The sequence below is a fragment of the Enterobacter cloacae complex sp. CARB60 genome, from assembly GCF_036487345.1.
GTDB classification, from domain to species: domain Bacteria; phylum Pseudomonadota; class Gammaproteobacteria; order Enterobacterales; family Enterobacteriaceae; genus Enterobacter; species Enterobacter asburiae_D.
Map to the genome: position 1 here is coordinate 444,611 of NZ_JAZKLC010000002.1, position 23,765 is coordinate 468,375.

General features: G+C 50.6%; 22 protein-coding genes and 1 other RNA gene. 19 read left to right on the forward strand and 4 right to left on the reverse strand.

Annotated features, from left to right (window positions below; genetic code table 11):
• Window positions 1–8: 8 nt before the first annotated feature.
• Window positions 9–1,316, reverse strand: a complete 1,308-nt coding sequence (kbaZ, locus tag V4835_RS03165; RefSeq protein WP_331414071.1) for a tagatose-bisphosphate aldolase subunit KbaZ — start codon at window positions 1,314–1,316, stop codon at window positions 9–11.
• A gap of 239 nt (window positions 1,317–1,555) precedes the next feature.
• On the opposite strand from kbaZ, the gene V4835_RS03170 reads away from it, so the two are divergent.
• Window positions 1,556–2,359 (forward strand): DeoR family transcriptional regulator, encoded by an 804-nt coding sequence (locus V4835_RS03170; RefSeq protein WP_331411159.1) that lies wholly within the window; start codon window positions 1,556–1,558, stop codon window positions 2,357–2,359.
• Between the two features lie 46 nt (window positions 2,360–2,405).
• Here the strand turns inward: V4835_RS03170 and garD are convergent, their stop codons facing one another.
• The gene (garD, locus tag V4835_RS03175; RefSeq protein ID WP_126545292.1) at window positions 2,406–3,977 is read right to left on the reverse strand and encodes a galactarate dehydratase; all 1,572 of its coding nucleotides are present in this window, start codon (window positions 3,975–3,977) and stop codon (window positions 2,406–2,408) included.
• 410 nt (window positions 3,978–4,387) lie between these two features.
• Here garD and V4835_RS03180 point away from each other — a divergent pair, with 410 nt between their 5' ends.
• The 11 genes from V4835_RS03180 to V4835_RS03230 all read left to right on the forward strand — a co-directional run bounded on the left by V4835_RS03180 (window position 4,388) and on the right by V4835_RS03230 (window position 14,530).
• Entirely contained in the window at window positions 4,388–5,722 is a 1,335-nt protein-coding gene (locus V4835_RS03180) for an MFS transporter (RefSeq protein WP_063143550.1), read from the forward strand.
• A 15-nt stretch (window positions 5,723–5,737) separates the two neighbouring features.
• The gene (gene garL / locus V4835_RS03185; RefSeq protein ID WP_126545290.1) at window positions 5,738–6,508 is read left to right on the forward strand and encodes a 2-dehydro-3-deoxyglucarate aldolase; all 771 of its coding nucleotides are present in this window, start codon (window positions 5,738–5,740) and stop codon (window positions 6,506–6,508) included.
• 20 nt (window positions 6,509–6,528) lie between these two features.
• Window positions 6,529–7,419, forward strand: a complete 891-nt coding sequence (gene garR, locus V4835_RS03190; RefSeq protein ID WP_063143548.1) for a 2-hydroxy-3-oxopropionate reductase — start codon at window positions 6,529–6,531, stop codon at window positions 7,417–7,419.
• A gap of 76 nt (window positions 7,420–7,495) precedes the next feature.
• On the forward strand, window positions 7,496–8,641 hold the full coding sequence (garK, locus tag V4835_RS03195; RefSeq protein ID WP_331411160.1) for a glycerate 2-kinase: 1,146 nt from the start codon (window positions 7,496–7,498) through the stop codon (window positions 8,639–8,641).
• Window positions 8,642–8,673: 32 nt separating this feature from the next.
• An RNA gene (rnpB, locus tag V4835_RS03200) (RNase P RNA component class A) lies at window positions 8,674–9,050 on the forward strand.
• Window positions 9,051–9,328: 278 nt separating this feature from the next.
• Entirely contained in the window at window positions 9,329–10,732 is a 1,404-nt protein-coding gene (locus V4835_RS03205) for a tyrosine-type recombinase/integrase (RefSeq protein ID WP_331411161.1), read from the forward strand.
• A 142-nt stretch (window positions 10,733–10,874) separates the two neighbouring features.
• The gene (locus V4835_RS03210; RefSeq protein WP_331411162.1) at window positions 10,875–11,159 is read left to right on the forward strand and encodes a helix-turn-helix domain-containing protein; all 285 of its coding nucleotides are present in this window, start codon (window positions 10,875–10,877) and stop codon (window positions 11,157–11,159) included.
• A gap of 94 nt (window positions 11,160–11,253) precedes the next feature.
• Complete coding sequence (locus V4835_RS03215; RefSeq protein WP_331411163.1) at window positions 11,254–11,745, forward strand: hypothetical protein; 492 nt, start codon at window positions 11,254–11,256, stop codon at window positions 11,743–11,745.
• Complete coding sequence (locus V4835_RS03220) at window positions 11,742–11,879, forward strand: hypothetical protein (protein WP_331411164.1); 138 nt, start codon at window positions 11,742–11,744, stop codon at window positions 11,877–11,879. Before V4835_RS03215 ends, V4835_RS03220 begins: the two co-directional genes overlap by 4 nt.
• 224 nt (window positions 11,880–12,103) lie before the next feature.
• Entirely contained in the window at window positions 12,104–12,859 is a 756-nt protein-coding gene (locus tag V4835_RS03225; protein ID WP_331411165.1) for a YagK/YfjJ domain-containing protein, read from the forward strand.
• Window positions 12,860–13,429: 570 nt separating this feature from the next.
• Window positions 13,430–14,530 (forward strand): beta family protein, encoded by a 1,101-nt coding sequence (locus tag V4835_RS03230; protein ID WP_331411166.1) that lies wholly within the window; start codon window positions 13,430–13,432, stop codon window positions 14,528–14,530.
• On the opposite strand, the gene V4835_RS03235 is transcribed toward V4835_RS03230, so the two are convergent.
• Window positions 14,490–15,068, reverse strand: coding sequence for a sce7726 family protein (locus tag V4835_RS03235; RefSeq protein WP_331411167.1), 579 nt, complete (start codon window positions 15,066–15,068; stop codon window positions 14,490–14,492). The genes V4835_RS03230 and V4835_RS03235 overlap by 41 nt on opposite strands.
• A 284-nt stretch (window positions 15,069–15,352) precedes the next feature.
• Between V4835_RS03235 and V4835_RS03240 the strand changes: the two genes are divergently transcribed.
• A complete protein-coding gene (locus V4835_RS03240) occupies window positions 15,353–15,979 on the forward strand; it encodes a recombinase family protein (RefSeq protein ID WP_331411168.1) in 627 nt (208 codons plus the stop codon).
• A gap of 209 nt (window positions 15,980–16,188) precedes the next feature.
• Here V4835_RS03240 and V4835_RS03245 read toward each other — a convergent pair whose 3' ends face one another.
• Complete coding sequence (locus V4835_RS03245) at window positions 16,189–16,971, reverse strand: OB-fold protein (protein WP_331411169.1); 783 nt, start codon at window positions 16,969–16,971, stop codon at window positions 16,189–16,191.
• Between the two features lie 148 nt (window positions 16,972–17,119).
• Between V4835_RS03245 and V4835_RS03250 the strand changes: the two genes are divergently transcribed.
• The 6 genes from V4835_RS03250 (at window position 17,120) to tdcC (ending at window position 23,745) form a co-directional block, all read left to right on the forward strand.
• Complete coding sequence (locus tag V4835_RS03250) at window positions 17,120–17,329, forward strand: hypothetical protein (RefSeq protein WP_331411170.1); 210 nt, start codon at window positions 17,120–17,122, stop codon at window positions 17,327–17,329.
• A gap of 430 nt (window positions 17,330–17,759) precedes the next feature.
• Entirely contained in the window at window positions 17,760–19,181 is a 1,422-nt protein-coding gene (locus V4835_RS03255) for a PAAR domain-containing protein (RefSeq protein WP_331411171.1), read from the forward strand.
• Window positions 19,171–19,587: a hypothetical protein gene (locus tag V4835_RS03260; RefSeq protein ID WP_063143545.1), complete on the forward strand. Its 417-nt coding sequence runs from the start codon at window positions 19,171–19,173 to the stop codon at window positions 19,585–19,587. Before V4835_RS03255 ends, V4835_RS03260 begins: the two co-directional genes overlap by 11 nt.
• An 805-nt stretch (window positions 19,588–20,392) precedes the next feature.
• Window positions 20,393–21,313 (forward strand): transcriptional regulator TdcA, encoded by a 921-nt coding sequence (gene tdcA / locus V4835_RS03265; RefSeq protein ID WP_331411172.1) that lies wholly within the window; start codon window positions 20,393–20,395, stop codon window positions 21,311–21,313.
• Window positions 21,314–21,414: 101 nt separating this feature from the next.
• Window positions 21,415–22,404, forward strand: a complete 990-nt coding sequence (gene tdcB / locus V4835_RS03270) for a bifunctional threonine ammonia-lyase/L-serine ammonia-lyase TdcB (RefSeq protein ID WP_331411173.1) — start codon at window positions 21,415–21,417, stop codon at window positions 22,402–22,404.
• 9 nt (window positions 22,405–22,413) lie between these two features.
• Window positions 22,414–23,745, forward strand: coding sequence for a threonine/serine transporter TdcC (tdcC, locus tag V4835_RS03275; RefSeq protein WP_063143543.1), 1,332 nt, complete (start codon window positions 22,414–22,416; stop codon window positions 23,743–23,745).
• Window positions 23,746–23,765: the final 20 nt, after the last annotated feature.

Here is a 23,765-nt window from a genome sequence, read left to right on the forward strand (position 1 = left end):
TTTTTTAATTATGCGTTTTGAGTCGTTACGCCTTCGCAGGCGGCGTGGTACTGCTGGAGTATGTCCTGAATGTGGTCGATGATGAGTTCCCGTGGCGTTGACTTGAGAGCGCCCTCGCGAACTTTGCCGTACTGCAGCGGCAGGTACTGGCTGATCAGCGGCAGAGGAATAGGCTCGTCTGCCAGGTTACGCACCAGCCGTTCAAAGGCGTCGTCGATCTGGCTGTCCGGCCAGTAGTAGCGCACGCGGTCAGAGTAGCTGTAGCCGCGCGCCAGGCGACGCGCGTTGCCGTCACCGTGGTAATGGCTTTGCCAGTACTCTGGGCGATCGAGCATGACGTTTTCCAGCACGTGACGCAGGCCGGAGCTGGCTTTTGCCGGCAGCAGTTCCTCTTCTATGGCGGCCAGCGAGAACAGCGCTTCGCGCAGGGCGAAGGTCAGGGCGGGGCCAACTTTCAGGATCGCAAAGTGATCGTTGACCAGCTGACGCAGCGCCTGCGGCGTCTGGTAGTCGGTGGAGTGCGCTTCAAACACCAGCGTATCGTAGGCTTCAACCATTTTGCTCAGGGCAACGGCTTTCTGCGGCTGATAGTCGCAGACGTGCGCGTGGTCGAACTCCACGCCAGGCTGGACCACCAGGCCAATAATGCGCGGCCAGATGTCGCTTAAGCCTTCCTTTTCGAACGCGTGGCGGTGCGCCTCAAGCGTGGCGCGGGCCGCGTCCGGCGTGGTGACGGCAAGTTCGGTGAGCGTCTCGTGCGCGCCGCCGGGAACCGGCACTTCCGTACCGATAACGTAGACCAGATCGGATTCACCAAACCGATCGCGACAGGTCGCTTCGGCAATCTTCGCCAGGCGTGCGGCGCGTGCGGCAACGATCGCGTCGGTCAGGGGAACCGGGTCGTCCTCGCAGGACATGCTGCAGTCGAGGTGGATCTTTTTGAATCCGGCGGAAACATAGCTTTTGATCAGATCGTCGGCATTTGCCATCGCCTGTTCCGCAGGGAGATTTTGCCAGCGGTTAGGGCCTAAATGATCGCCGCCGAGGATCAGCTGTGAGGTCGGAAAACCGAGCGACTCGGCCAGCTGACAGACAAACCCGTGAAAATCCGCAGGCGTCATGCCGGTATAGCCGCCAAACTGATCCACCTGATTGGAGGTGGCCTCGATCAGCAGCGGCGACTGATGCGAATGCGCGTAACGAATGGCAGCTTCAAGTACCAGCGGATGTGCGGAACAGACGGCATAGATCCCGTTTGAATTCCCTCGTTTATGTTGTTCCACCATTTCTGTCAGATGTTTCACTTTCCTCTCCATTTCGGATGGTAATGATACTTGTCTTTCGTTTTGTTTCATTTAATCCTGCATCATGGTGATATAAAAATAAAACGAAAGATAATAGTTTTCCGATCTGTTTCACAAAAGAAACATAATGAAAGGTTTCAGCGCCATGTTGGCTTGCGTCTGGACGTCAGGCGGGACTTGCATTCCCGAAAAAGAAAGGCCTTAATAGGCAAAACGAAATGAAACGAAAGACAATTTATTAAGGATCTCGTATGAGCAGCACCGATTCATCCGCGGAAAAGCGCATCACCGGCACCAGTGAAAGGCGAGAGCAGATCATTCAGCGGCTGCGGGCGCAGGGAAGCGTGCAGGTTAACGACCTGTCTCATCTGTACGGCGTATCGACGGTGACGATCCGCAACGACCTGGCGTTCCTGGAGAAGCAGGGCATCGCCGTTCGCGCTTACGGTGGGGCATTGATTTGCGAAGGCAACATGCCGGGCGCTGAGCCTTCCGTGGAGGATAAAAGCTCGCTGAATACGGCGGTGAAGCGCAGTATCGCGCAGGCCGCTGCCGCGCTGGTCAAACCCGGGCACCGTATTATTCTGGACTCCGGCACCACGACGTATGAAATCGCCCGCATGCTGCGCCAGCATACGGACGTGATTGCGATGACCAACGGGATGAACGTGGCGAATGCGTTGCTGGAAGCGGAAGGGGTGGAACTGCTGATGACCGGCGGGCATCTGCGCCGTCAGTCGCAATCTTTCTACGGTGACCAGGCAGAACAGTCGCTACAGAATTATCATTTTGACCTGCTGTTCCTGGGCGTTGACGCCATCGATCTCGATCGCGGCGTGAGCACGCATAACGAAGACGAAGCCCGTCTGAACCGCAAAATGTGCGAGGTGGCGGAGCGTATTATCGTTGTCACTGACTCCAGCAAATTTAACCGCTCAAGCCTGCATAAAATCATTGATACGCAAAGGATTGATATGATTATTGTCGATGAAGGCATTCCGGCGGAGAGCCTGGACGGGCTGCGGAAAAGCGGGATTGATGTGGTGTTGGTTTAAGGTTTTTACCCTCTCCCCTATGGGGAGAGGGCAGGGTGAGGGGAAGTCACGTCACCGGTGCCGGGTTAAACACCGCCAGCTGGTTATGCAATCCCCATTGGTCAGAGAAGGTTTTCTTCCGCCCGCTAGCGACATCCAGAATGAAGTGGAACAGCTTCCAGCCCACATCTTCAATGCTCTCTTCGCCGGTGGCGATGGTGCCCGCGTTGATGTCCATTAAGTCATACCAGCGGTTTGCCAGCTCGGTGCGGGTCGCCATCTTGATCACCGGCACCGCCATCAGGCCGTACGGCGTGCCGCGGCCGGTGGTAAAGACCTGCACCGTAATGCCGGACGCCACCTGCTGCGTGCCGCAGACGAAATCGCTGGCTGGCGTTGCCGCGTAAATCAGGCCGCGCTTTGTCGGGCGCTGGCCCGGAGAGAGCACTTCGACAATCGCGCTCTGGCCGGATTTGGCAATCGACCCAAGGGCTTTTTCCACTACGTTGGCCAGGCCGCCTTTTTTGTTGCCCGGCGACGGGTTGGCGCTGCGGTCGGTTTGGCCCATATCAAGATAGTTATCGTACCAGGCCATCTCTTCCAGCAGGCGTTTGCCCACCTCTTCGTTGACGGCGCGCGGCGTCAGCAGGTGGATGGCGTCACGCACTTCGGTCACTTCGGAGAACATCACCGTGGCGCCGCAGCGCACGAACAGATCGGACGCATAGCCCACCGCCGGGTTGGCGGTCACGCCGGAAAACGCATCGCTGCCGCCGCACTGGGTTCCCACCACCAGCTCAGAGGCCGGGCAGGTTTCGCGCTGACGTTTGTTGAGCTTGTCCAGATGGCGTTCAGCCACCTGCAGAATATCGTCGACCATCGACCGAAAACCGACGTGATGCTCGTCCTGCAGACGCACGATGCTGGCATCGTCTACCGGAATCGCTTTCACATCCTCGGTGCCCTGCAGCAGGCGCTCAGGCTGTAACTTTTCACACCCCAGACCGATGACCATCACCTCGCCGCCAAAGTTCGGGTTGAGGGCAATATTGTGAATGGTGCGGATCGGCACCACGGCAGCGGGCGCGTTGATCGCCACGCCGCAGCCGTAGAGGTGGTTCAGACCCACTACGCCATCCACGTTCGGGTATTTCGGCAGCAGATCGCGCTCGATGATTTTCACCACGTAATCCACCACGCCCGCCACGCAGTGCACGCTGGTGGTAATACCGAGCAGGTTCTTGGTGCCGACGCTGCCGTCCGCATTGCGGTAGCCTTCGAAGGTATAGCCCTCCAGCGGTGGCAGCGGTTCAGGCACGCGGGTCGCCAGCGGCAGGGTATTCAGCGGCGGCGCTTTTGGCAGTTCAACCAGCGACTCTTCAATCCAGCTTCCCTGCGGGATAGCGCGGACGGCATAGCCAATAATTTCACCGTAGCGCACGATTTCACCGTGCGCCGGGATATCCACCAGCGCCACCTTATGCCCCTGCGGAATATGCTCAATCAATTCCAGCCCGTCCGGGAAACGGGTTCCCGCTTTTAAGCCGTTGTCGTTGACAATAATCGCCACGTTATCGGTGTCATGTACTTTTATATAAAACGCCGTTGGCGATGCCTGTCGAATTTCAATGTCGGCCATTGTTCACTATTCTCCAGCAAAGTGTCTGATTATTAATGCAGCCATGCAGATAGTTATTTACTTTTATCGAAATAAAGACGCTGCTTTCTTAAATAAAGAATGTCAGGACTTGTGATATAAGAATGTGATCCAGATCACCCCCTAAAGCGAGAGATAGCGCACTGTGGCTGTGAATACGTGATTCTGTGCAGCAGCGCCCAGTGCTTTGTGCATATGCTCAAAAACTTATTCATTTCAGGTGTGATAATTGAGCGTTAATCCAGTGCGATGCCATAAAGTGATGATTATACTAAATCACATTGATATTGCGTCTGGTTAATTACCTGATATTGCCTGCTATCGATAAATAATCAGGAAATATGTTTTCTAAAATTATAAATATAAATTTCGCTGTGCCTGAGGAAATAAAAATGATTCTGGATACCGTTGTAGAATCGAAAAAGGGTGTACCCACTCGCTATTTAATATTATTGATTATTTTTATCGTCACGGCCATTAACTACGCTGACCGTGCGACGCTGTCGATTGCCGGTACGGAGGTGGCAAAAGAGCTGCAGCTCAGTGCCGTCTCGATGGGGTATATCTTCTCCGCCTTCGGCTGGGCCTACCTGCTGATGCAAATCCCCGGCGGCTGGCTACTGGATAAGTTCGGCTCGAAAAAGGTCTATACCTACAGCCTGTTCTTCTGGTCGCTGTTCACCTTCATGCAGGGCTTTGTGGATGTCTTCCCGCTGGCCTGGGCGGGCGTGTCGATGTTCATCATGCGCTTTATGCTCGGCTTCTCGGAAGCGCCGTCGTTCCCTGCCAACGCCCGTATCGTGGCGGCCTGGTTCCCGACCAAAGAGCGCGGCACCGCGTCTGCGTTGTTTAACGCCGCGCAGTATTTCTCGCTGGCAATCTTCTCCCCGCTGCTGGGCTGGCTGACCTTTGCCTGGGGTTGGGAACATGTCTTTACCGTAATGGGCGTGATTGGTTTCGTGCTGACCGGCGTATGGGTGAAGTACATCCATAACCCGACCGACCATCCTCGTATGTCAGAGCAGGAGCTGAAGTTCATCTCCGAAGGAGGCGCGGTGGTGGATATGGACCACAAAAAGCCCGGTGCGCAGGTCGCAGGCGGTCCGAAGCTCCATTACATCAAACAGTTGTTGACCAACCGCATGATGTTGGGCGTCTTTTTTGGTCAATACTTTATCAACACCATCACCTGGTTCTTCCTTACCTGGTTCCCGATTTATCTGGTGCAGGAAAAAGGAATGTCGATTCTGAAAGTGGGCCTTGTGGCCTCCATTCCGGCGCTGTGCGGTTTTGCCGGTGGCGTGCTGGGCGGGGTGTTCTCGGATTATCTGATTAAGCAGGGCAAGTCGATAACCCTGGCACGCAAGCTGCCGATTGTGCTCGGCATGCTGCTGGCATCGTCCATCATTCTGTGCAACTACACCAACAACACCACGCTGGTGGTGGCCCTGATGGCGCTGGCGTTCTTCGGCAAAGGCTTTGGTGCGCTGGGCTGGCCGGTGATTTCCGACACCGCGCCGAAAGAGATTGTTGGCCTGTGCGGGGGGGTATTTAACGTCTTTGGCAACGTGGCGTCCATCGCGACTCCATTGGTCATTGGTTATCTGGTCAGTGAGCTGCATTCATTCAACGCGGCACTGGTATTCGTTGGCTGTTCAGCGTTGATGGCGATGTTCTGCTACCTGTTCGTGGTAGGCGACATCAAACGTATGGAATTGCAGAAATAAGCAAAGGTATAAGCGATGAGTAACGATATCTTCCCGAACAAGTTTAAAGCGGCCCTCGCGGCACACCAGATTCAGATTGGCTGCTGGTCTGCGCTGGCAAGCCCGATCAGCACCGAAGTGCTGGGACTGGCCGGGTTCGACTGGCTGGTGCTGGACGGCGAACATGCGCCAAACGACATCAGCACCTTTATTCCGCAGCTGATGGCGCTGAAGGGCAGCCATAGCGCGCCGGTGGTACGCGTGCCGACGAACGAGCCGGTCATCATCAAGCGCCTGCTGGATATCGGTTTCTACAACTTCCTGATCCCGTTTGTGGAAACGGAAGAAGAGGCGGTGCTGGCCGTGGCCTCTACCCGCTATCCGCCGGAAGGCATTCGCGGCGTGTCCGTTTCGCACCGCGCCAACATGTTTGGCACCGTGCCGGACTACTTCGCCCAGTCCAACAAGAACATCACCATCCTGGTGCAGATTGAGAGCCAGCAGGGCGTGGATAACGTCGATGCCATCGCCGCAACCGACGGCGTGGACGGCATCTTTGTCGGTCCAAGCGACCTGGCCGCTGCGTTCGGGCATCTGGGTAATGCGGGCCATCCTGACGTGCAGCGCGCCATTCAGCACATTTTCGCGCGTGCCAAAGCGCACGGCAAACCGTGCGGCATTCTGGCCCCGGTTGAAGCCGATGCCCGCCGCTATCTGGAGTGGGGGGCGACGTTCGTTGCCGTTGGCAGCGATCTCGGCGTGTTCCGCTCCGCCACGCAGAAATTAGCAGACGCTTTTAAAAAATAACCATCACTGAGGAAAAGATTATGACGCTGAAAGTGGGCTTTATTGGCTTAGGTATCATGGGTAAACCAATGAGTAAGAACCTCATCAAAGCGGGTTACTCACTGGTGGTGTTAGACCGTAATTCAGACGCCGTGGCGGAAGTGATTTCAGCCGGGGCGGAAGCGGCAACCACGGCCAAAGCGATTGCCGAGCAGTGCGATGTGATCATCACCATGCTGCCAAACTCCCCGCACGTGAAAGAGGTCGCTCTGGGCGAGAACGGCATTATCGACGGTGCGAAGCCGGGCCTTGTGGTGATCGACATGAGCTCTATTGCCCCGCTGGCCAGCCGTGAAATCAGCGAGGCGCTTAAGGTGAAAGGCGTGGACATGCTAGACGCACCGGTCAGCGGCGGCGAGCCAAAAGCCATCGACGGCACGCTGTCGGTGATGGTGGGCGGCGATAAGGCGATTTTCGACAAATATTACGACCTGATGAAAGCCATGGCCGGTTCCGTGGTGCATACCGGTGAAATCGGCGCGGGTAACGTCACCAAGCTGGCGAACCAGGTGATTGTGGCGCTGAATATCGCGGCGATGTCAGAAGCGTTGACGTTGGCCACCAAGGCGGGCGTGAACCCGGATCTGGTGTATCAGGCAATCCGTGGCGGCCTTGCGGGCAGCACGGTGCTGGATGCGAAAGCGCCGATGGTGATGGATCGTAACTTCAAGCCGGGTTTCCGCATCGATCTGCACATTAAAGATCTGGCTAACGCGCTGGATACCTCTCACGGCGTGGGCGCACAGCTGCCGCTGACCGCTGCGGTCATGGAGATGATGCAGGCGCTGCGCGCGGACGGTTTGGGCACCGCCGACCACAGCGCGATTGCATGCTACTACGAAAAACTGGCGAAAGTGGAAGTTGCTCGCTAATGACGTCCTGCCCGGTGGCGCTTTGCCTACCGGGCCTACGGTCCAGGCCGGATCCGTGCTGTAACAGGCTACAACTATGAAAATCGTAATCGCGCCAGACTCTTATAAAGAAAGCCTTTCTGCCACCGAGGTAGCTCAGGCGATAGAAAAAGGATTTCGGGAAATCTTCCCCGACGCACTTTATGTTTCTGTTCCCGTTGCTGACGGCGGGGAAGGCACGGTTGAAGCGATGATCGCCGCCACCCACGGCAGCGAACATTATGCCGTCGTCACGGGCCCGCTGGGTGAAAAGGTGAATGCCTGCTGGGGAATGTCCGGCGACGGCAGCACTGCATTTATCGAGATGGCGGCAGCCAGCGGTCTGGCATTAGTCCCTCCGGCACAGCGCAACCCGCTGGTTACCACTTCACGCGGCACCGGGGAGCTTATCCTCTGCGCGCTGGATAAAGGCGCGCGCAATATTATTATCGGTATCGGCGGCAGCGCGACCAATGACGGTGGCACGGGAATGATGCAGGCGCTCGGGGCGAAGCTCAGCGATGCCAACGGCACTGAGATCGGCTACGGCGGCGGAAGCCTGATGGCGCTTAACGGTATTGATCTTTCGGGTCTTGATACGCGTCTTCAGCGTTGTGCGATCCACGTCGCCTGCGACGTCACCAACCCGCTGGTGGGGGAGAAAGGCGCGTCGCGCGTCTTCGGCCCACAAAAAGGGGCGACAGAGGGGATGATCCTCGAGCTGGACGCCAATCTCAGCCACTTTGCAGACGTGATTAAAAAATCCCTGCGTATCGACGTGAAGCACGTACCGGGAGCTGGTGCTGCGGGCGGTATGGGCGCGGCGCTGATGGCGTTGCTCGGCGCGGAACTTAAGAGTGGGATTGAGATTGTCACCCAGGCACTCAACCTTGAAGAGCATATCCACGACTGCACCTGGGTGCTGACGGGGGAAGGGCGCATCGACAGCCAGAGCATTCACGGCAAAGTGCCCGTCGGCGTAGCGAACGTCGCAAAAAAATACCATAAGCCGGTGATAGGCATTGCCGGTAGCCTGACCCAGGACGTTGGCGTAGTGCACCAGTACGGCATTGACGCCGTGTTCAGCGTGTTGACCAGCATTGGTTCACTGGAAGAGGCGTTTCGTGGCGCCTATGACAACATTTACCGCGCTTCCCGCAATATCGCCGCGACTTTGCAGGTGGGGATGCACACCCAAGGGTGACAGCGGCGCGCAAACCCTCTATACTGCGCGCCGAAGCTGACCAGACAGTCGCCGCTTCGTCGTCGTCCCTTTCGGGGGAGACGGGCGGAGGGGAGGAAAGTCCGGGCTCCATAGGGCAGGGTGCCAGGTAACGCCTGGGGGGGAAACCCACGACCAGTGCAACAGAGAGCAAACCGCCGATGGCCCACGCAAGTGGGATCAGGTAAGGGTGAAAGGGTGCGGTAAGAGCGCACCGCGCGGCTGGTAACAGTCCGTGGCACGGTAAACTCCACCCGGAGCAAGGCCAAATAGGGGTTCACAAGGTACGGCCCGTACTGAACCCGGGTAGGCTGCTTGAGCCAGTGAGCGATTGCTGGCCTAGATGAATGACTGTCCACGACAGAACCCGGCTTATCGGTCAGCTTCAACTTATTCTAAAACAATACGTTGGTGTATCTCAGGTGCTCAAAAGCAAAAATGAGTTACATAATGGGATACACCAACGGTTGCAACATCCCCCATACGCTCCGCCGCAACGACATTTACTATGTCTACTTTCGCTTTACTGAACGTCAGTTTTTTCGTTGTTCTTTGGGAACTGATAGCCCCCGTCGCTGCCGGTTTATCATTTCTCGCCTTAGCCCGTACATATCGCTTTTCAGACTTGGTAGGATAGGGCGCGGACAACTTCTCAAGATAATAAAAACGATGAAAAAACTAACGACGCAGGACATTGATTTATTCGTAGCGGGTATGAACGCCGAGATCTTGCAGTATGTGGAAGATATTCCCGGCGAAGCACGTACTGAACGGTTAAATAATGAAGAACCTACGCCGATAGAGTTCAGAGAAGCATGCTCCTCCTTTTTCCAGGAACATTTTCAGGATGCACTTTTCAGCGGTGATGAGTCAGGAGCGGAAAACTACTTTAGACGGGCGCTGTCATCGGAATGTGACATCCAAGGGATGGAAAAAGAAATAGCGTCCGCCGCTGCAAATTACGCCGTGCTTTTGCACCAGTCCCAAGAAGCTCACTCTGCATTTTTACGAAAAGATCTTACTCGTTACTCACAGATTGTATCGAACATAAAACAAAATGCTCCTGTACCCAGATCCGTACAGAATGCCGCTTCTGAAAGTGCCAGCCAGTGCACACTTACCTTAGCTGAAGCCTGGAAGGGGTTTGTAAAATTTAAGTCGGACTGGACTCCCAAGAACCGTCAGGAAAGTGAAAAGTATTACGAAGTCATAGAGGCTGTTCTGGGGGCTGATACTATCGTCGATAGCATCACACGTCGTGATATCAAAAATTTACTCGAGATGGCTGCGGGACTTCCCCAGCAGAATAAAAAGCCGTACAACAAGATGACTACTCAGGAGTGTCTTGACGCGGATGATATCCCTGAAGAAAACCTTGTGTCTTCGAGGACAGTTAACGGTTATTTAAAGCTGTGTCAGGGGTTGTTTGCCTACCTGGTCAAAGAAGAAGATGTTCTTGATTCATCGCCAACAAATAATGTCAAATTTGAGGCGAAAAGCAGAAGCTATGGCAACTATAGCCTTACTGAGATGCGAAAGCTGGTGGCGTACTTTGCAACGCTTGAAGACTGGAAAAAATGGGTGTTTTTGTTGCTTGCATATACTGGTGCTCGTCGCTCTGAAATCGCAGCTTTGAAAGTTTCAGATATCCGTCTGGATGACGACAGCCAGCGACACTACGTTATGATCCAGGACAGTAAGACTGATGCTGGAATACGACAGATTCCTCTTTCGCTTCGCTTGGTAGAAATGAACTTCTTAGGTTATCTCAAAGACAAGAATCCAGATGCAAGGCTCTTCCCTCAAGTCACTAATAAAACACAGTTGACACGAATTTTTCACGGCATACGTGAAACTCTGGGTATACATTACCTAGATGACTTTAAGCGTCGTCGTATCATCCACAGTTTACGCCATACTTTTGTCACTGAAGCTGCGAAAACTAACAATCTTCCACTTGTGCAGCGGACGGTCGGACACGAGCTATCCCGCATTGGTCAAACACAAGTATATATACACGAATTTAACGTCTCTGCTTTGCTTCCGGTCATCGATTGCATTGATTGGCGGTAAATGATAGTAATTCTCATTATCTTGATATTTGGGGCTAATTATGATAAAATAACCTCTGTGATGAATAACTTACAGAGAGGACATTTTGTGCACCGCCTTAACTCCGCCAGCTTTTGTTCCGCCATCGGCAGATGAGCGTAAAATGCTGGCCGATATCCTTAAGCAATTCGGGCTAACGCTGACAACTTCAAGAATCCACCTTCTTCACCACCTGATACAAACTCAGATCCCGTTAACAGCCTTCGACCTGTCAAAGTTGGTAAACCTACCGCTTTCAACAGTGCATCGAAATCTTTCGATGTTCGCTGATTTTGGGCTGGTTGATTTTATCGTTGACCGTTCAAGCGTCTGCCGCTGGTATCTTCTGACCGGAGGCCGTCCGAACTTCTGCCCGACCTGCAACCAGACTTTCAACCCCGCTTACTGATACACCAAGAAATCACGCAAAACAATACTACTGACGCATACCACCAGCGCCAGCGAACAGTTACGCCTATTTATTACCGATACGGAGACCCTACATGACTACAAAAAATAAACCACAGACCCAAATTTCCCCGGAGTTACAAACTTACCTCGACAACATCGCAGCAAAGTATCAGCCTGATCAGGAAGTTCTACAGCGTCAAATTGCAAATGCAGAAGCACGCTATAACCGAACGCAACAGTTTTCCGATATTCCCGCGCGGCTGGTGGTTAAACTCCAGACCTTGATCCTGGACGGCTGGCGGTTTTGTCCTTCTGCTAATTCTTCAGTGCTTTCCAACGCCGCGATGATTGCGGTTACCTTGCATAAGCCTGAATCCGTTATCGAAGAGGAGTTGAAGGCTCTACGCTCCAAAGTCTCCGACAATTACACCGATGAATTATTTTCCAAAATGGAAAACGAGATTGACGAACTAATGCACGAAGCAGCACAGGACGCACAGCTTAAAGCAGCACAGCAAGCAGCCGCCGAAGAAGCCGCAATGCGCGACCAATTACGAGCTGCCCTTGGTAGGGTGAAAGCATGACAGCACAAACCAACCGGACTAAGGGGCGAGAGTGCCCCATCACAGTTATCGACGAAGCCGCATTGAAACGAGCCATTCAGAAAGCAAAGGAAATTGCAGATGCTCACCCGGAAAAGTACCGCCGAGTAAAATAATTCTTGCGCCACAAAGGCATTGACTGTAGTGTTTATAATGGGTTTTTATATGATGTAAACTTTGTACGAAAAAATACACACCATCTTTTAACCCGTTGATGCCTTTAATTGCATAGGCTGGAGTAACTTCCATCTGTCGGGTTTCGCGGTGGACTGGGGTAATAACTTATATGTACGTACATGCACACGAGAGTAAATTTATGTAAATAATCAGAGGGGGATCTTTGTTACATCAGACACAAGCAGAGCTAACACATCAGCCAGAACAACCGCAGCACCCGCAATCAGTACAACCAAAAACTACACCTTGCAAGACTGTCACTCACGACCACGGGCGCTATCCTCTCAACGTCGGTGATACGTTTATTCATAACGGTTACGCTTACCCAGTCAACAGCACAAAGGAATCCGGTGTCAGGCTCGACATCCTCACACCAATAGCCGCAGAGCTTGACGCGATGTTGTCAGCTTACAGCCGCATTTATCTAACTCGCTTTGATCTTCGGTTACCTGCTGGTACACCACTGGAAACCAGCAACGAATGGATGCGCCAGCTATTCAAGAAACTACGCGAACGCCTGAAATCGAAATCTCGCAGACCTCAAGGGCTGGCAGATCCGATCCTCAACTTTGCTTACGGTTGGGTGCGAGAGAAAGAGACGGCAAAACAGGTGCATTACCATTGTTGGGTAGCCCTTCCACAACGGCAGGTCAGGAGGCTTGGAACCCCGACAACGGGCATTGCTGGAGTTATCACTGAAATCTGGATGAATCTGTCAGGAGGTGAAGCCGCGCTGGTGCAGTTGCCAAAATCAAGCAGTAAGTACACGAATCATTACGTTATTGAACGGGGTAAACCTGAAACGCTGGACGGCGCCTTCTTCTGGCTGTCCTACCTGGCGAAAGAGCGCGGAAAGTATCAGACCGGGAAAGGCGATAAGGTTCATTCGACTTCGCAACTTCGTAACAAAAAACCATGATCGCGAAATCCTTTGTGTAAAGCCCGCTACGCCCTCGAAAATCAAAAGCAGTACCAACGCATTATCCACACCACAAAACGCGCTCACAATGGCGCATATTGCGTTTAACAAGGGTCTGTTCCATATATCTTTGGTTAACTTTTAATTATAGCTGTTTATTCTCAACTTCGCGAGAAAATTTTCAATCAGAAAATGCTCTTTGTCTGTGAAGCTGTTGGGGACTTTCCCGGATCAAATACCCGGAATATACACAAAATAATGCCTCACACACTGGCGAGGTTCGTAATGTTCTACGCTCTTTACTGGCATACCAAGTGCTGTTTGTCCAGTTCCTGGAGCTATTTCCTTAACCGTGTACAGTCCAGCAGCTTATGCTTACTCACCCCTGCGCCTGAAAGTTACTGCAAATTCACAGGCAGCATTCTTATTTTTTCAAATTATTATTTTAAGAATTTCTAACCACTCATATATCCACTAAAAATTCATAAAGCGTGAGCAATTTCAAAGAATTATATCCAATATGACGAGATATTTGTTTTTCCATTGTTGCCATATTAACTGGAGGAAAGCATGGAAAATATTTCATATATACCAATACTTAAAACGAAAAGAGCGGAGTTTTCTGCACTCACACAGCTTGCATCACAAGTGAAGGAAAAAATATTACCTTTACTAGAAATTGAGCCAGTACCTATCGACCCAGATACGGAGGTTCCGGATAAAACTTATGATGAAATGCTCGATGGCTTTGGTCAGAAAGTCGCTGGGGCCTGCACTGCAATGCCTTCAATTTTTCTGGACGGGATCCTCATTGAAGAGCAATTTATTTCAACACAAGACACTTATCCGATCATAAATGCAGTGAATCAAGTACGTGCGGCAGGAATACGGGTAATACCGGTTACATCGCCAACGAGAACACAGAATTATCGCAATGCTATCGACACACTTCTTCAAGGTGAGGTTTGTTTAAGACTCACAACGGTCGATCTCGTTAATCCGCAGATGATCTCAACATACATCCAACATCTTGGTTTACCTCCCCAACAAATTGATGTCGTGATCGATTTGAGGGATATGTTAACGGAAGAGAGCGTTAACGCTGGAACAATCAAAATTATGGCATTAGGGCTTATCAACAACCTTCAAAATGTTTCTGACTTTCGAACAGTTGCTCTAGCGTCCGGTTCTTTCCCGGTTGATTTAAGCGCTATTGCGGTTGGTATTTACTCTCAACAAAGGCTGGAATGGACTCTTTGGCAAGATTTGCATACAAGTGGTCAGTTAATTAGGCAGATGGTTTACAGCGATTATGGCGTTCAGCATCCTGAATACACTCGCCTAGCTACTCGTTTTCCAAGCGCTACAGCAAGCGTTCGTTACACAGGTGACAATGACTTCTGGGTATTTAGAGGAAGAGTAGCAACCCGCTATGGCTATGAACAGTATGGGGCCCATAGCCAAGCAATAATTGCACATCCCGAATACCCTGGGGCTAATTTCTGTGCAGGAGATCAAGACATAGAAAACTATGCTCAGGTTTATGCTGCATATCAGCTAAATCCATTACCATCCCATAAATTTGGCAGTCCAGAGGTATGGCGAAGAATTGGTCAAAACCACCACATAACTAAGGTCGTATATCAACTCGCCAATCTCTACGGGCTTTGAGGGTTTCACGGACAATAGATCTCAGCTCATCTGTTGGAAGTGTATCCGCTAGCAGCGTCCATAAGAATTTACGCGGTTTACTTTTTAAACCGCGCTCTTGCCCCAAAGATCGTAGGATGGACAATAGCTCATCTTTCCACAGGAGCATGGACAAGGATAACTTGTCTATATCAGGATTGCGCTTATCGGAGCGTAATGTTTGCAAATGTATGCCGTTTCGCAATCCCTTTGTGACGATTTTTACACCCCACCATTTGGGTATCATTCCAAGTGCCGACTCAGCATGGCACTCTGAGACAACTAATGTTACTTTATCCATAACGGATGAATAGTGTTCTATTTGCGTAGGGAGTCTAAGCAAATTGTCACTTTGGCTTTTTAACTCATAACCGTGCATCAACCCATTGATCACCGCAATGTCCGCACGACTCGCCCCTAAGTTCATTGTAAATTCATCAATAATGAGGGTGCTGGGATCCTTGTGGTGCTCCTTGAGGATCTTGCTGTGTACGGCCCGTCTTACATCAATATCTCTCATTTCTTAACCATTGTAACAACGCATGAAACGCCTCGGATAGTAACGCAACTGGGTTCAATCTAATAATGGTATAGCATGACTTTTTGCAACGCTACTGGATGGGCCTCACAATTCAGCACAACATGATAATGGATGCCCTAGCCATATCTCAATTTTCACAAAGGGTATACTCATACTGAAAGATGCCTTTCATGGAAATACCATTCACAACAGGTATTTTTATATAGCTCTATGTAGTGATTTCACGTATAGTAAAATCATCAAAACCCATTGTGAAAATCAACATGAAAAACGTCCGTATCTACTGCCGTGCGAGTACCAAAGAGCAAGATGCTACACGTGCACTATCTCAGCTTGAACAATTCGCCAGTGAAAAGAGTCTTCATATTGTTGAACGTTATGTTGAAAACGAGTCAGGGACAAAGTTGAACCGTACCGAACTCAGCAACATGTTGAACGACGCTCAGCCCGGTGATGTTCTGCTGGTGGAATCAACAGACCGCTTGTCTCGTCTTGAGTCTCAGGATTGGGATAAGTTGAAGTCTCGCATCAATGACGCCGGAATCTCTCTAGTGATAATGGATTTACCTACAACTCACGGCAACCTGACAACCAGCAACACTGATGACGTTACCATTGGTATCCTTAAAGCAGTCAACTCAATGCTGATAGACATCATGGCTACTATGGCGCGTGAAGACTACACCAAACGCCGCCAGCGCCAGGCTCAGGGGATCGCCAGAGCTAAAGCTGAAAACAAGTACAAAGGCAGACCAGCAGATACGAACCTGAGAAGCAAGATTGAGACGTACCTCACCAAAGGCGGGAACACATATGCGGAAATCGCGAAACTGTGTGATTGTTCCGTTGGAATGGTCGCCAAGGTAAAGAAGATCCTCGAAGCCGCCTGATAATCACCGCAAACACAGCATCCACCAGCCCGACCTGATATTTCAAAAAGAAACTGCATAACCATTGCGAACTGACGAAACCCGCTAGTCCGTGCTGATGATATTTTTCTTCTGTGTGCAATTTGGGGAGGGGGGCTTCTGGACTCTTCGTGGCGGCGGGGGGGGGTGGGTAAGTCGCCGGGAATTTACCCGGCAGACTATATGACAGATTAGTTAAAGGTGCATTTGCCGCCAGACGGTGCACCGATGAATAGCTGCATCTTTTCGCAAGTCACGGTGATCTTCTGCCCCTTATTCAATTTCGACGCCTGCGCCTTCTCTGAATCCGCCATACTCAGACTGACTGGCATGAAGCGATTACCGCTTTCAAGTTTAAGGACTACATCATTCGCGAAATTTTTTGTTATGTCCTGAACAGTTCCGGTCACTTCCACCTTACGACCACCAATTTTGTCATCGGCTGCAACCTCGTTAGCTTTATACAGTTCTGCCAGGTCTTTCGCCTTAGTCCGATACACTCTTTCGTCAGAAGATGTCGCCTTTGGTTTTACGACACCAGCTTGCGGGGCTACAGGCATTAGCCCAGTAAGGGTCATCTTTCTAAAATCCTTCTGTATCAATGCATAAGCACCAACACCACCGCAACTATCTATTCCAATTTTGTCTTTCGTTACCAGAATCAATTTCTGCTTATTAGCATCTTTCAGCTTATCCCCCATCTCAGCGCCAAAGACGATTGAATTGTAAACAGCGTAATAACTTTCCGTGTCGGTACTCATTCCTTTGGTGGCGCTAGCGCTGACGGACTTGATGGCTCTATCAATGGAGTTCGTTCCATCATCTGAAAGTACATGGTCGCAACTGGCTGTAACAAGCGTTTTGACATAAGTAGACAGGTAATCAGGATATGGCTGTATTTCGCCCGAGACCGCTCCACTAGCTACGGATGAGAAAGCGCAGATAAACAGAGGTAACACAATGATTTTTTTCATACTTCTTCCTGTATGCAGACTTGACCGTTAAAATTTATAATAGATTTTATCGATCGAAATTATATTATCGATCGTTTTTATAGATCAATGACTAAGATGCATCCTACTTACGCCGCTTGCAGAAATCATCTTCAATGGAGGTTTAGAGATGGTAAGAAAAGTGTTGTTGATGGGATTTATTCTTGCTGCGTTCAGTGCTAATGCCGGGCGTATAACTATGAGCAACCCGGAGCAGGTAACCACGGCGAACGGGCAAACCTTATGTGTCTATTCCAACAGCATTTACACCTTCACCTACGTCACCAAGTCAAAGCACTGCCCCTACAGCAGGACCTTCGATACGGCTGAAAGCGAGTAAGATCTCAGGACTTTTGTTGCGATACAGAATGCGATACAGTCTGCTACACAACATAATCTCAGCGCTGTAGATACCTGACGTATCGTTGAACGAAGCCGCCTTATCGGTCAGCTTCAACTTCTTTTAAAGCAATCGTTGGTGTGTCTCTGGTGGTGAAATGAGATACACCAACGGTTGCAATAACCTTTATATTACCTCCTGCAACACCATAAATAATTACTACTCTTCTGATCATAAAAATCTTTACGGTTCAGGATTAATAATAAGAGCTTTATTAATTCATTATCTGAATAAGAGTACAGTAATATTCTCATGGTGAATCATTCGAAATGCCATTTTATTTTAACAACAAGACATTCCGAATAATGTGGTTTATTTGTACAATGAGAACTGGGGATAAATAGAACGACATCAAGTAAAGGGACTTATAATGGGAGTCAAGGGTAATTATCTTTTCAGGGGTGATAAAACCGCCTGTGGCGGTGTAATCATAGATGGATGCTCTGACCATCAGCACTTTGGGAAAGATATGGTCTGCGAAGGTCACAGAGCAACCTGTGGCAAGCACGAAGGGCTATACCGTATTGCGGGGGGGATTCGCGACACTATCCACGGTAAAAGAATTGCTGGTACGCTGCACAGCCGCAGTTCTTGCCCATGTCGGTCTCGCCTTGTCCCCTCAAACTTCGATGATGATTACGAGCTTGATAATGAAGTGATTTCGACCAGCATTGGCTCACAGCGGATTGCCGGTCTTCCTGAACTGCCTGAACCCGTTCAGCATTCACAATCTACAAAAAAAGATCCAAAATCTGATAAACCCAAAGGTATCGATGCAGGTTTTACCATTATCCCGTATGGTGGGACAACAGAAGCCTGGCAACGTCTGTTATTCACAGAGAACCCACCTGCAGGTGTAAAAGAACTCTTTGCCGCGTTAAACGGCCCGGATGAAAGATATAAAGCCGGTTCTATTATGCTGGTGGTTGACCCTGATAAGCAGGACCGCGAACAAATTGCACATATGCAGGCCGCGAAAGCGCGAGTTGATGCAGCGTTAGCTCCTCTCTCCATTCAGCAAGCCAACTTTCTCTACAAGCACAAAGACATCATTGAGATGTTCGCTGCTGCTGCCAGTACGGCGAGCGATACTTATGGATATTCAGGTCAAGCCACTGAAGCTGCTAAGGGGTATTTCGAACAGGTAGAAAAAATCCTCGTCGAAATTGAGAAGACGTACAAGAACCAGTACATCACCAGCGGTACTTTGATCGGTGAACAATTTTTTGTTGAGCGCCGCCGCTTGTTTGGTCAGCTTGATAGCGTTCTCAAGATGTTCATGAAGCATCGCTTCATGTTCAACGAGTACGCCGATCTGAAAAGTGCCCTTGGCCTCTCCAGCCGTTCAATCACACACCGCTGGAACGAAACAGGTGTTAGCGATATTGAAGGTTACGCGACGCACATCGAGAAGCTGGCGAAATACGTCAAATGGATGGAAACCGCCGGGAAGATCGGCATCGGCCTTTCTGCCTTTGATACCGCAGCGAAGATCACCGAAGCCTGCACAGTCGGGCGAGATTGTGAACAAACGGCGTTTACTTCCATTGGTGAGTTTTCTGGAAGCCTGATAGGCGGAGCAGTGGGAGCCAAGATTATTGGTGCTGGCGCTGCAAATACCGTTTGCGCTGTGGTTCTGGGGGTTGCAACCATAGAGGCTGGAGGAGCCGGAGCGCTGCTTTGTACAATTGGTGTTAATGGTGCTATTGCATACGGAAGTGACAAAGCAGCATCTGCCTTTGGTGGTTTTGTTGGTAAATCGTTATATGAGGTTACGAGCCATGACCAGTAGCGAACTGCTTAATGCCAAGATAATAGTAGTTATTGGCGCAATTGCTTTTGCTTTTGGGATAGCCAGCATCATGGCTTCTGTTTTGAACCGAAAGCGGTTTAAAGAGATCTGTGTCCTGTACAAAGAAAAATACGGCAGTTTACCCGACGCCGTATTGTTGTTCGAAAACGTCAACACGCTTTACGTCAACATAGCCTATAGTACGAAAGTGCAGTTCATCTACATCCCTCTATTATGGAATCGCAGTTCAATCCTGACCAAAAACGATGACAAGGACTTCATCAGAGGACTTCCCAAACGGCTTATCGGACCTTTCTACGTCGAGATATATCTGGCTGTCGTCAGTCTAATCTTCTTTATCATTGGGGGGATACTGATGGTAGCGATAGAGCGCGGTTGGGTGTGAAAGGCGCGTCCCTTAGCAGGCTTTACAACACAAAGTGCGATACAGTCTGCGACACAAGACAACTCCAGCGCCGCAGATGCCTGACGTATGGATGAACGAAGCCGGCTTATCGGTCAGCTTCAACTTCTTAAAAAACCCCGCTTCGGCGGGGTTTTTGCTTTCAGGGTGTTGTAGGTCGGGTAAGCGCAGCGCCACCCGACAAACGACATCAATTCTCATATTTGCGACATTAAGCACATTTCACTGTTTTTATCCCCTCAGTATCGCTTCTGCATCTGTAGACGATCGCCATCACAAAATTTCACTCTAAAAAACAGATGATTTTTAGTATTGATAATTTGTTATGATTGTTACCTTAATGATCGCGAAACTTTTCTGGTTTGATATCCATATATTGAAAACAAATACATTTCTCCCGTGAATATGTGACGTATTCCACTCTTTTCCGCAAGGCTGAAAATTCACGTCGTAAAAAATTGATAAATTGAAAGAATGTTTCAAACAAATAGCGGTTATTTATTGGCCTTTAATTGCCTGAAATATCGTCTTTATTGATTTTTTCCGAACGGTAAAATTTATCAGGGTTATCGCCATAAAATAAATTTATTACCGCTATTTTTGTTGATCAATATCAGCGTAGTAGCGTATTAGTATTATTGTATCTATTTGATAAATATTGATTTTATTGGTTTTTTGATGTGTGGGTTAAGGGGCCTGGAAAGCAAATTGTGAGTAACAGCACATACCCCTTCAAACATTATTGGGTAGAATTCATCCCGTCATAGGGAAATAAGCGCAGAATATTATGAACACTATTATTCTACCGAAAACACAGCACCTCGTGGTATTTCAGGAAGTCATTAAAAGTGGCTCCATAGGTTCTGCAGCAAGACAGCTGGGCCTGACGCAACCCGCCGTCAGCAAAATCATCAACGATATTGAGTCCTACTTCGGCGTGGAAGTGATGGTGCGTAAAAACACCGGCGTAAAACTCACCGCAGCGGGCCAGGTTCTGCTCTCGTACTCAGAGTCGATTACCCGCGAAATGAAAAACATGGTGAGTGAGATTAACAGCCTGAGTTTCAGCACCGTTATGGACGTCTCCTTTGGCTACCCGTCGCTGATCGGCTTTACCTTCCTGTCTGAGATGATCAAAAAATTCAAGGAAGTGTTCCCGAAAGCGCGCGTCTCGATGTATGAAGCTCAGCTCTCTTCTTTCCTACCGGCCATTCGCGACGGTCGTCTGGATTTCGCTATCGGCACGCTGAGTGATGAAATGCTGCTGCAGGATCTGCACGTCGAACCGCTGTTTGAGTCCGAGTTTGTGCTGGTCGCCAGCAAAACGCGAACGTGCACCGGCCCGACGACACTGGCATCGCTCACGCACGAGCAGTGGGTGATGCCGCAAACCGATATGGGCTACTACAAAGAACTTCTGACCACCCTGCAAGACAACCACATCAGCATCGAAAACATCGTCCAGACCGATTCCGTCGTCACCATTTATAACCTTGTGCTGAATGCCGATTATCTGACGGTCATTCCCCGCGACATGATTGCACCGTTCGGTTCTGACCAGTTTATTGTGCTGCCAGTGGAAGATGAATTACCCGTTGCGCGCTATGCCGCCGTGTGGTCAAAAAATTACAGGATTAAGAAATCGGCGTCAGTATTAGTTGAGCTGGCAAAACAATATTCGTCGATGAATATTGAAAGACGACGATGAATAATTAGCACCCATTTTAAAAACACCCAGAGCGTTAACGTGTTAACGCGCTGATACCCTGACTTTGCCTGAAAAGAATGAATTATTATAACGAGGATATTATGCATATTACCTACGATCTCCCGGTAACGATTGAAGATATTCAGGACGCCAGAAAACGACTGGCAGGAAAGATATATAAAACCGGTATGCCACGTTCGAATTATCTGAGCGAACGTTGTAAGGGCGAAATATTCCTGAAGTTTGAGAACATGCAGCGTACCGGCTCGTTTAAGATCCGCGGCGCGTTTAACAAGTTAAGCTCGCTGACCGAGGCTGAAAAACGTAAAGGCGTTGTCGCCTGTTCCGCAGGGAACCACGCGCAGGGTGTGTCCCTCTCCTGCGCCATGCTGGGCATCGACGGCAAAGTGGTGATGCCGATGGGCGCGCCGAAATCCAAGGTTGCCGCTACCCGCGATTACTCCGCAGAAGTCGTGCTGCACGGCGAGAACTTCAACGACACGATCGCCAAGGTCAGCGAAATCGTCGAGATGGAAGGGCGTATTTTTATCCCTCCTTATGATGACGCCAAAGTCATTGCCGGGCAGGGCACCATCGGTCTGGAAATTCTCGAAGATTTATACGACGTGGATAACGTCATTGTGCCTATCGGCGGTGGCGGTTTAATTGCCGGGATCGCGACGGCAATTAAATCCATCAACCCCACCATTAATATCATCGGCGTGCAGTCAGAAAATGTTCACGGCATGGCGGCATCGTATCAGGCCGGAGAAATAATGAGCCATCGCGTTACCGGCACGCTGGCCGACGGCTGTGATGTTTCTCGTCCCGGTAATTTACCGTTCGAAATTGTTCGCGAGCTGGTTGATGACATTGTGCTGGTCAGCGAAGACAACATTCGCGACAGCATGATCGCGCTTATTCAGCGAAATAAAGTGGTGACGGAAGGGGCCGGCGCGCTGGCCTGTGCCGCGTTATTAAGCGGCAAGCTCGACCACTATATTCAGGGTCGTAAAACCGTCTGCATTATTTCCGGCGGCAATATCGACCTCTCTCGTGTTTCCCAAATTACCGGCTTCGTTGACGCATAAAGGTGACCTATGAGCAACACAGAAAGCATTATCGTTGGCCAGACAAAAACGTCCTCCTGGCGTAAGTCTGATACCACCTGGACGCTTGGCCTGTTTGGTACCGCCATTGGCGCAGGCGTGCTGTTCTTCCCCATTCGCGCAGGCTTTGGTGGATTGATCCCTATCCTGCTGATGCTGGTTCTCGCGTTCCCGATTGCGTTTTACTGCCACCGCGCGCTGGCGCGTTTGTGTCTGTCCGGCAGCAACGTCTCCGGCAACATCACCGAAACGGTGGAAGAGCACTTTGGTAAGACCGGCGGGGTGGTGATCACTTTCCTCTACTTCTTCGCCATCTGCCCGCTGCTGTGGATTTACGGCGTCACTATTACCAATACCTTTATGACCTTCTGGGAAAACCAGCTCCAGATGCCCGCGCTGAACCGCGGCGTGGTGGCGCTGTTCCTGCTGCTGCTGATGGCCTTTGTTATCTGGTTTGGTAAAGACCTGATGGTGAAGGTCATGAGCTTCCTGGTGTTCCCGTTTATCGCCAGCCTGGTGCTGATTTCCCTGTCGCTGATCCCTTACTGGAACTCGGCGGTGATCGACCAGGTCAACCTGAGCGATATCGCCTTCACCGGTCATGACGGCATTCTGGTCACGGTGTGGCTGGGTATCTCCATCATGGTCTTCTCCTTCAACTTCTCGCCTATCGTCTCCTCGTTTGTGGTCTCCAAGCGCGAAGAGTACGAGCCGACGTTCGGTAAAGAGTTCACCGAGCAGAAATGTTCCAAAATCATCGGTCGCGCCAGCCTGCTGATGGTGGCCGTGGTGATGTTCTTCGCCTTTAGCTGCCTGTTCACGCTCTCTCCGCAGAACATGGCGGAGGCCAAAGCGCAGAACATTCCGGTGCTCTCCTACCTGGCGAACCACTTTGCGTCAATGTCCGGAACCAAATCGACGTTCGCGACGGTACTGGAATACGGTGCCTCCATCATCGCGCTGGTGGCTATCTTCAAATCCTTCTTCGGCCACTACCTGGGCACGCTGGAAGGGCTGAATGGCCTGATCCTCAAGTTTGGCTACAAGGGTGACAAGAAGAAAGTCTCTGTTGGCAAACTGAACACCATCAGCATGGTGTTCATCATGGGCTCCACCTGGGTTGTGGCCTACGCCAACCCGAACATTCTGGACCTTATTGAAGCCATGGGTGCGCCAATCATCGCCTCTCTGCTGTGCCTGCTGCCGATGTACGCCATCCGCAAAGCACCGGCGCTGGCGAAATACAAAGGGCGTACCGAGAACATCTTCGTTACCGCGGTCGGCCTGCTGACCATTCTGAATATCGTTTACAAACTGTTCTAACCCATTGCTCAGGAAGAGCG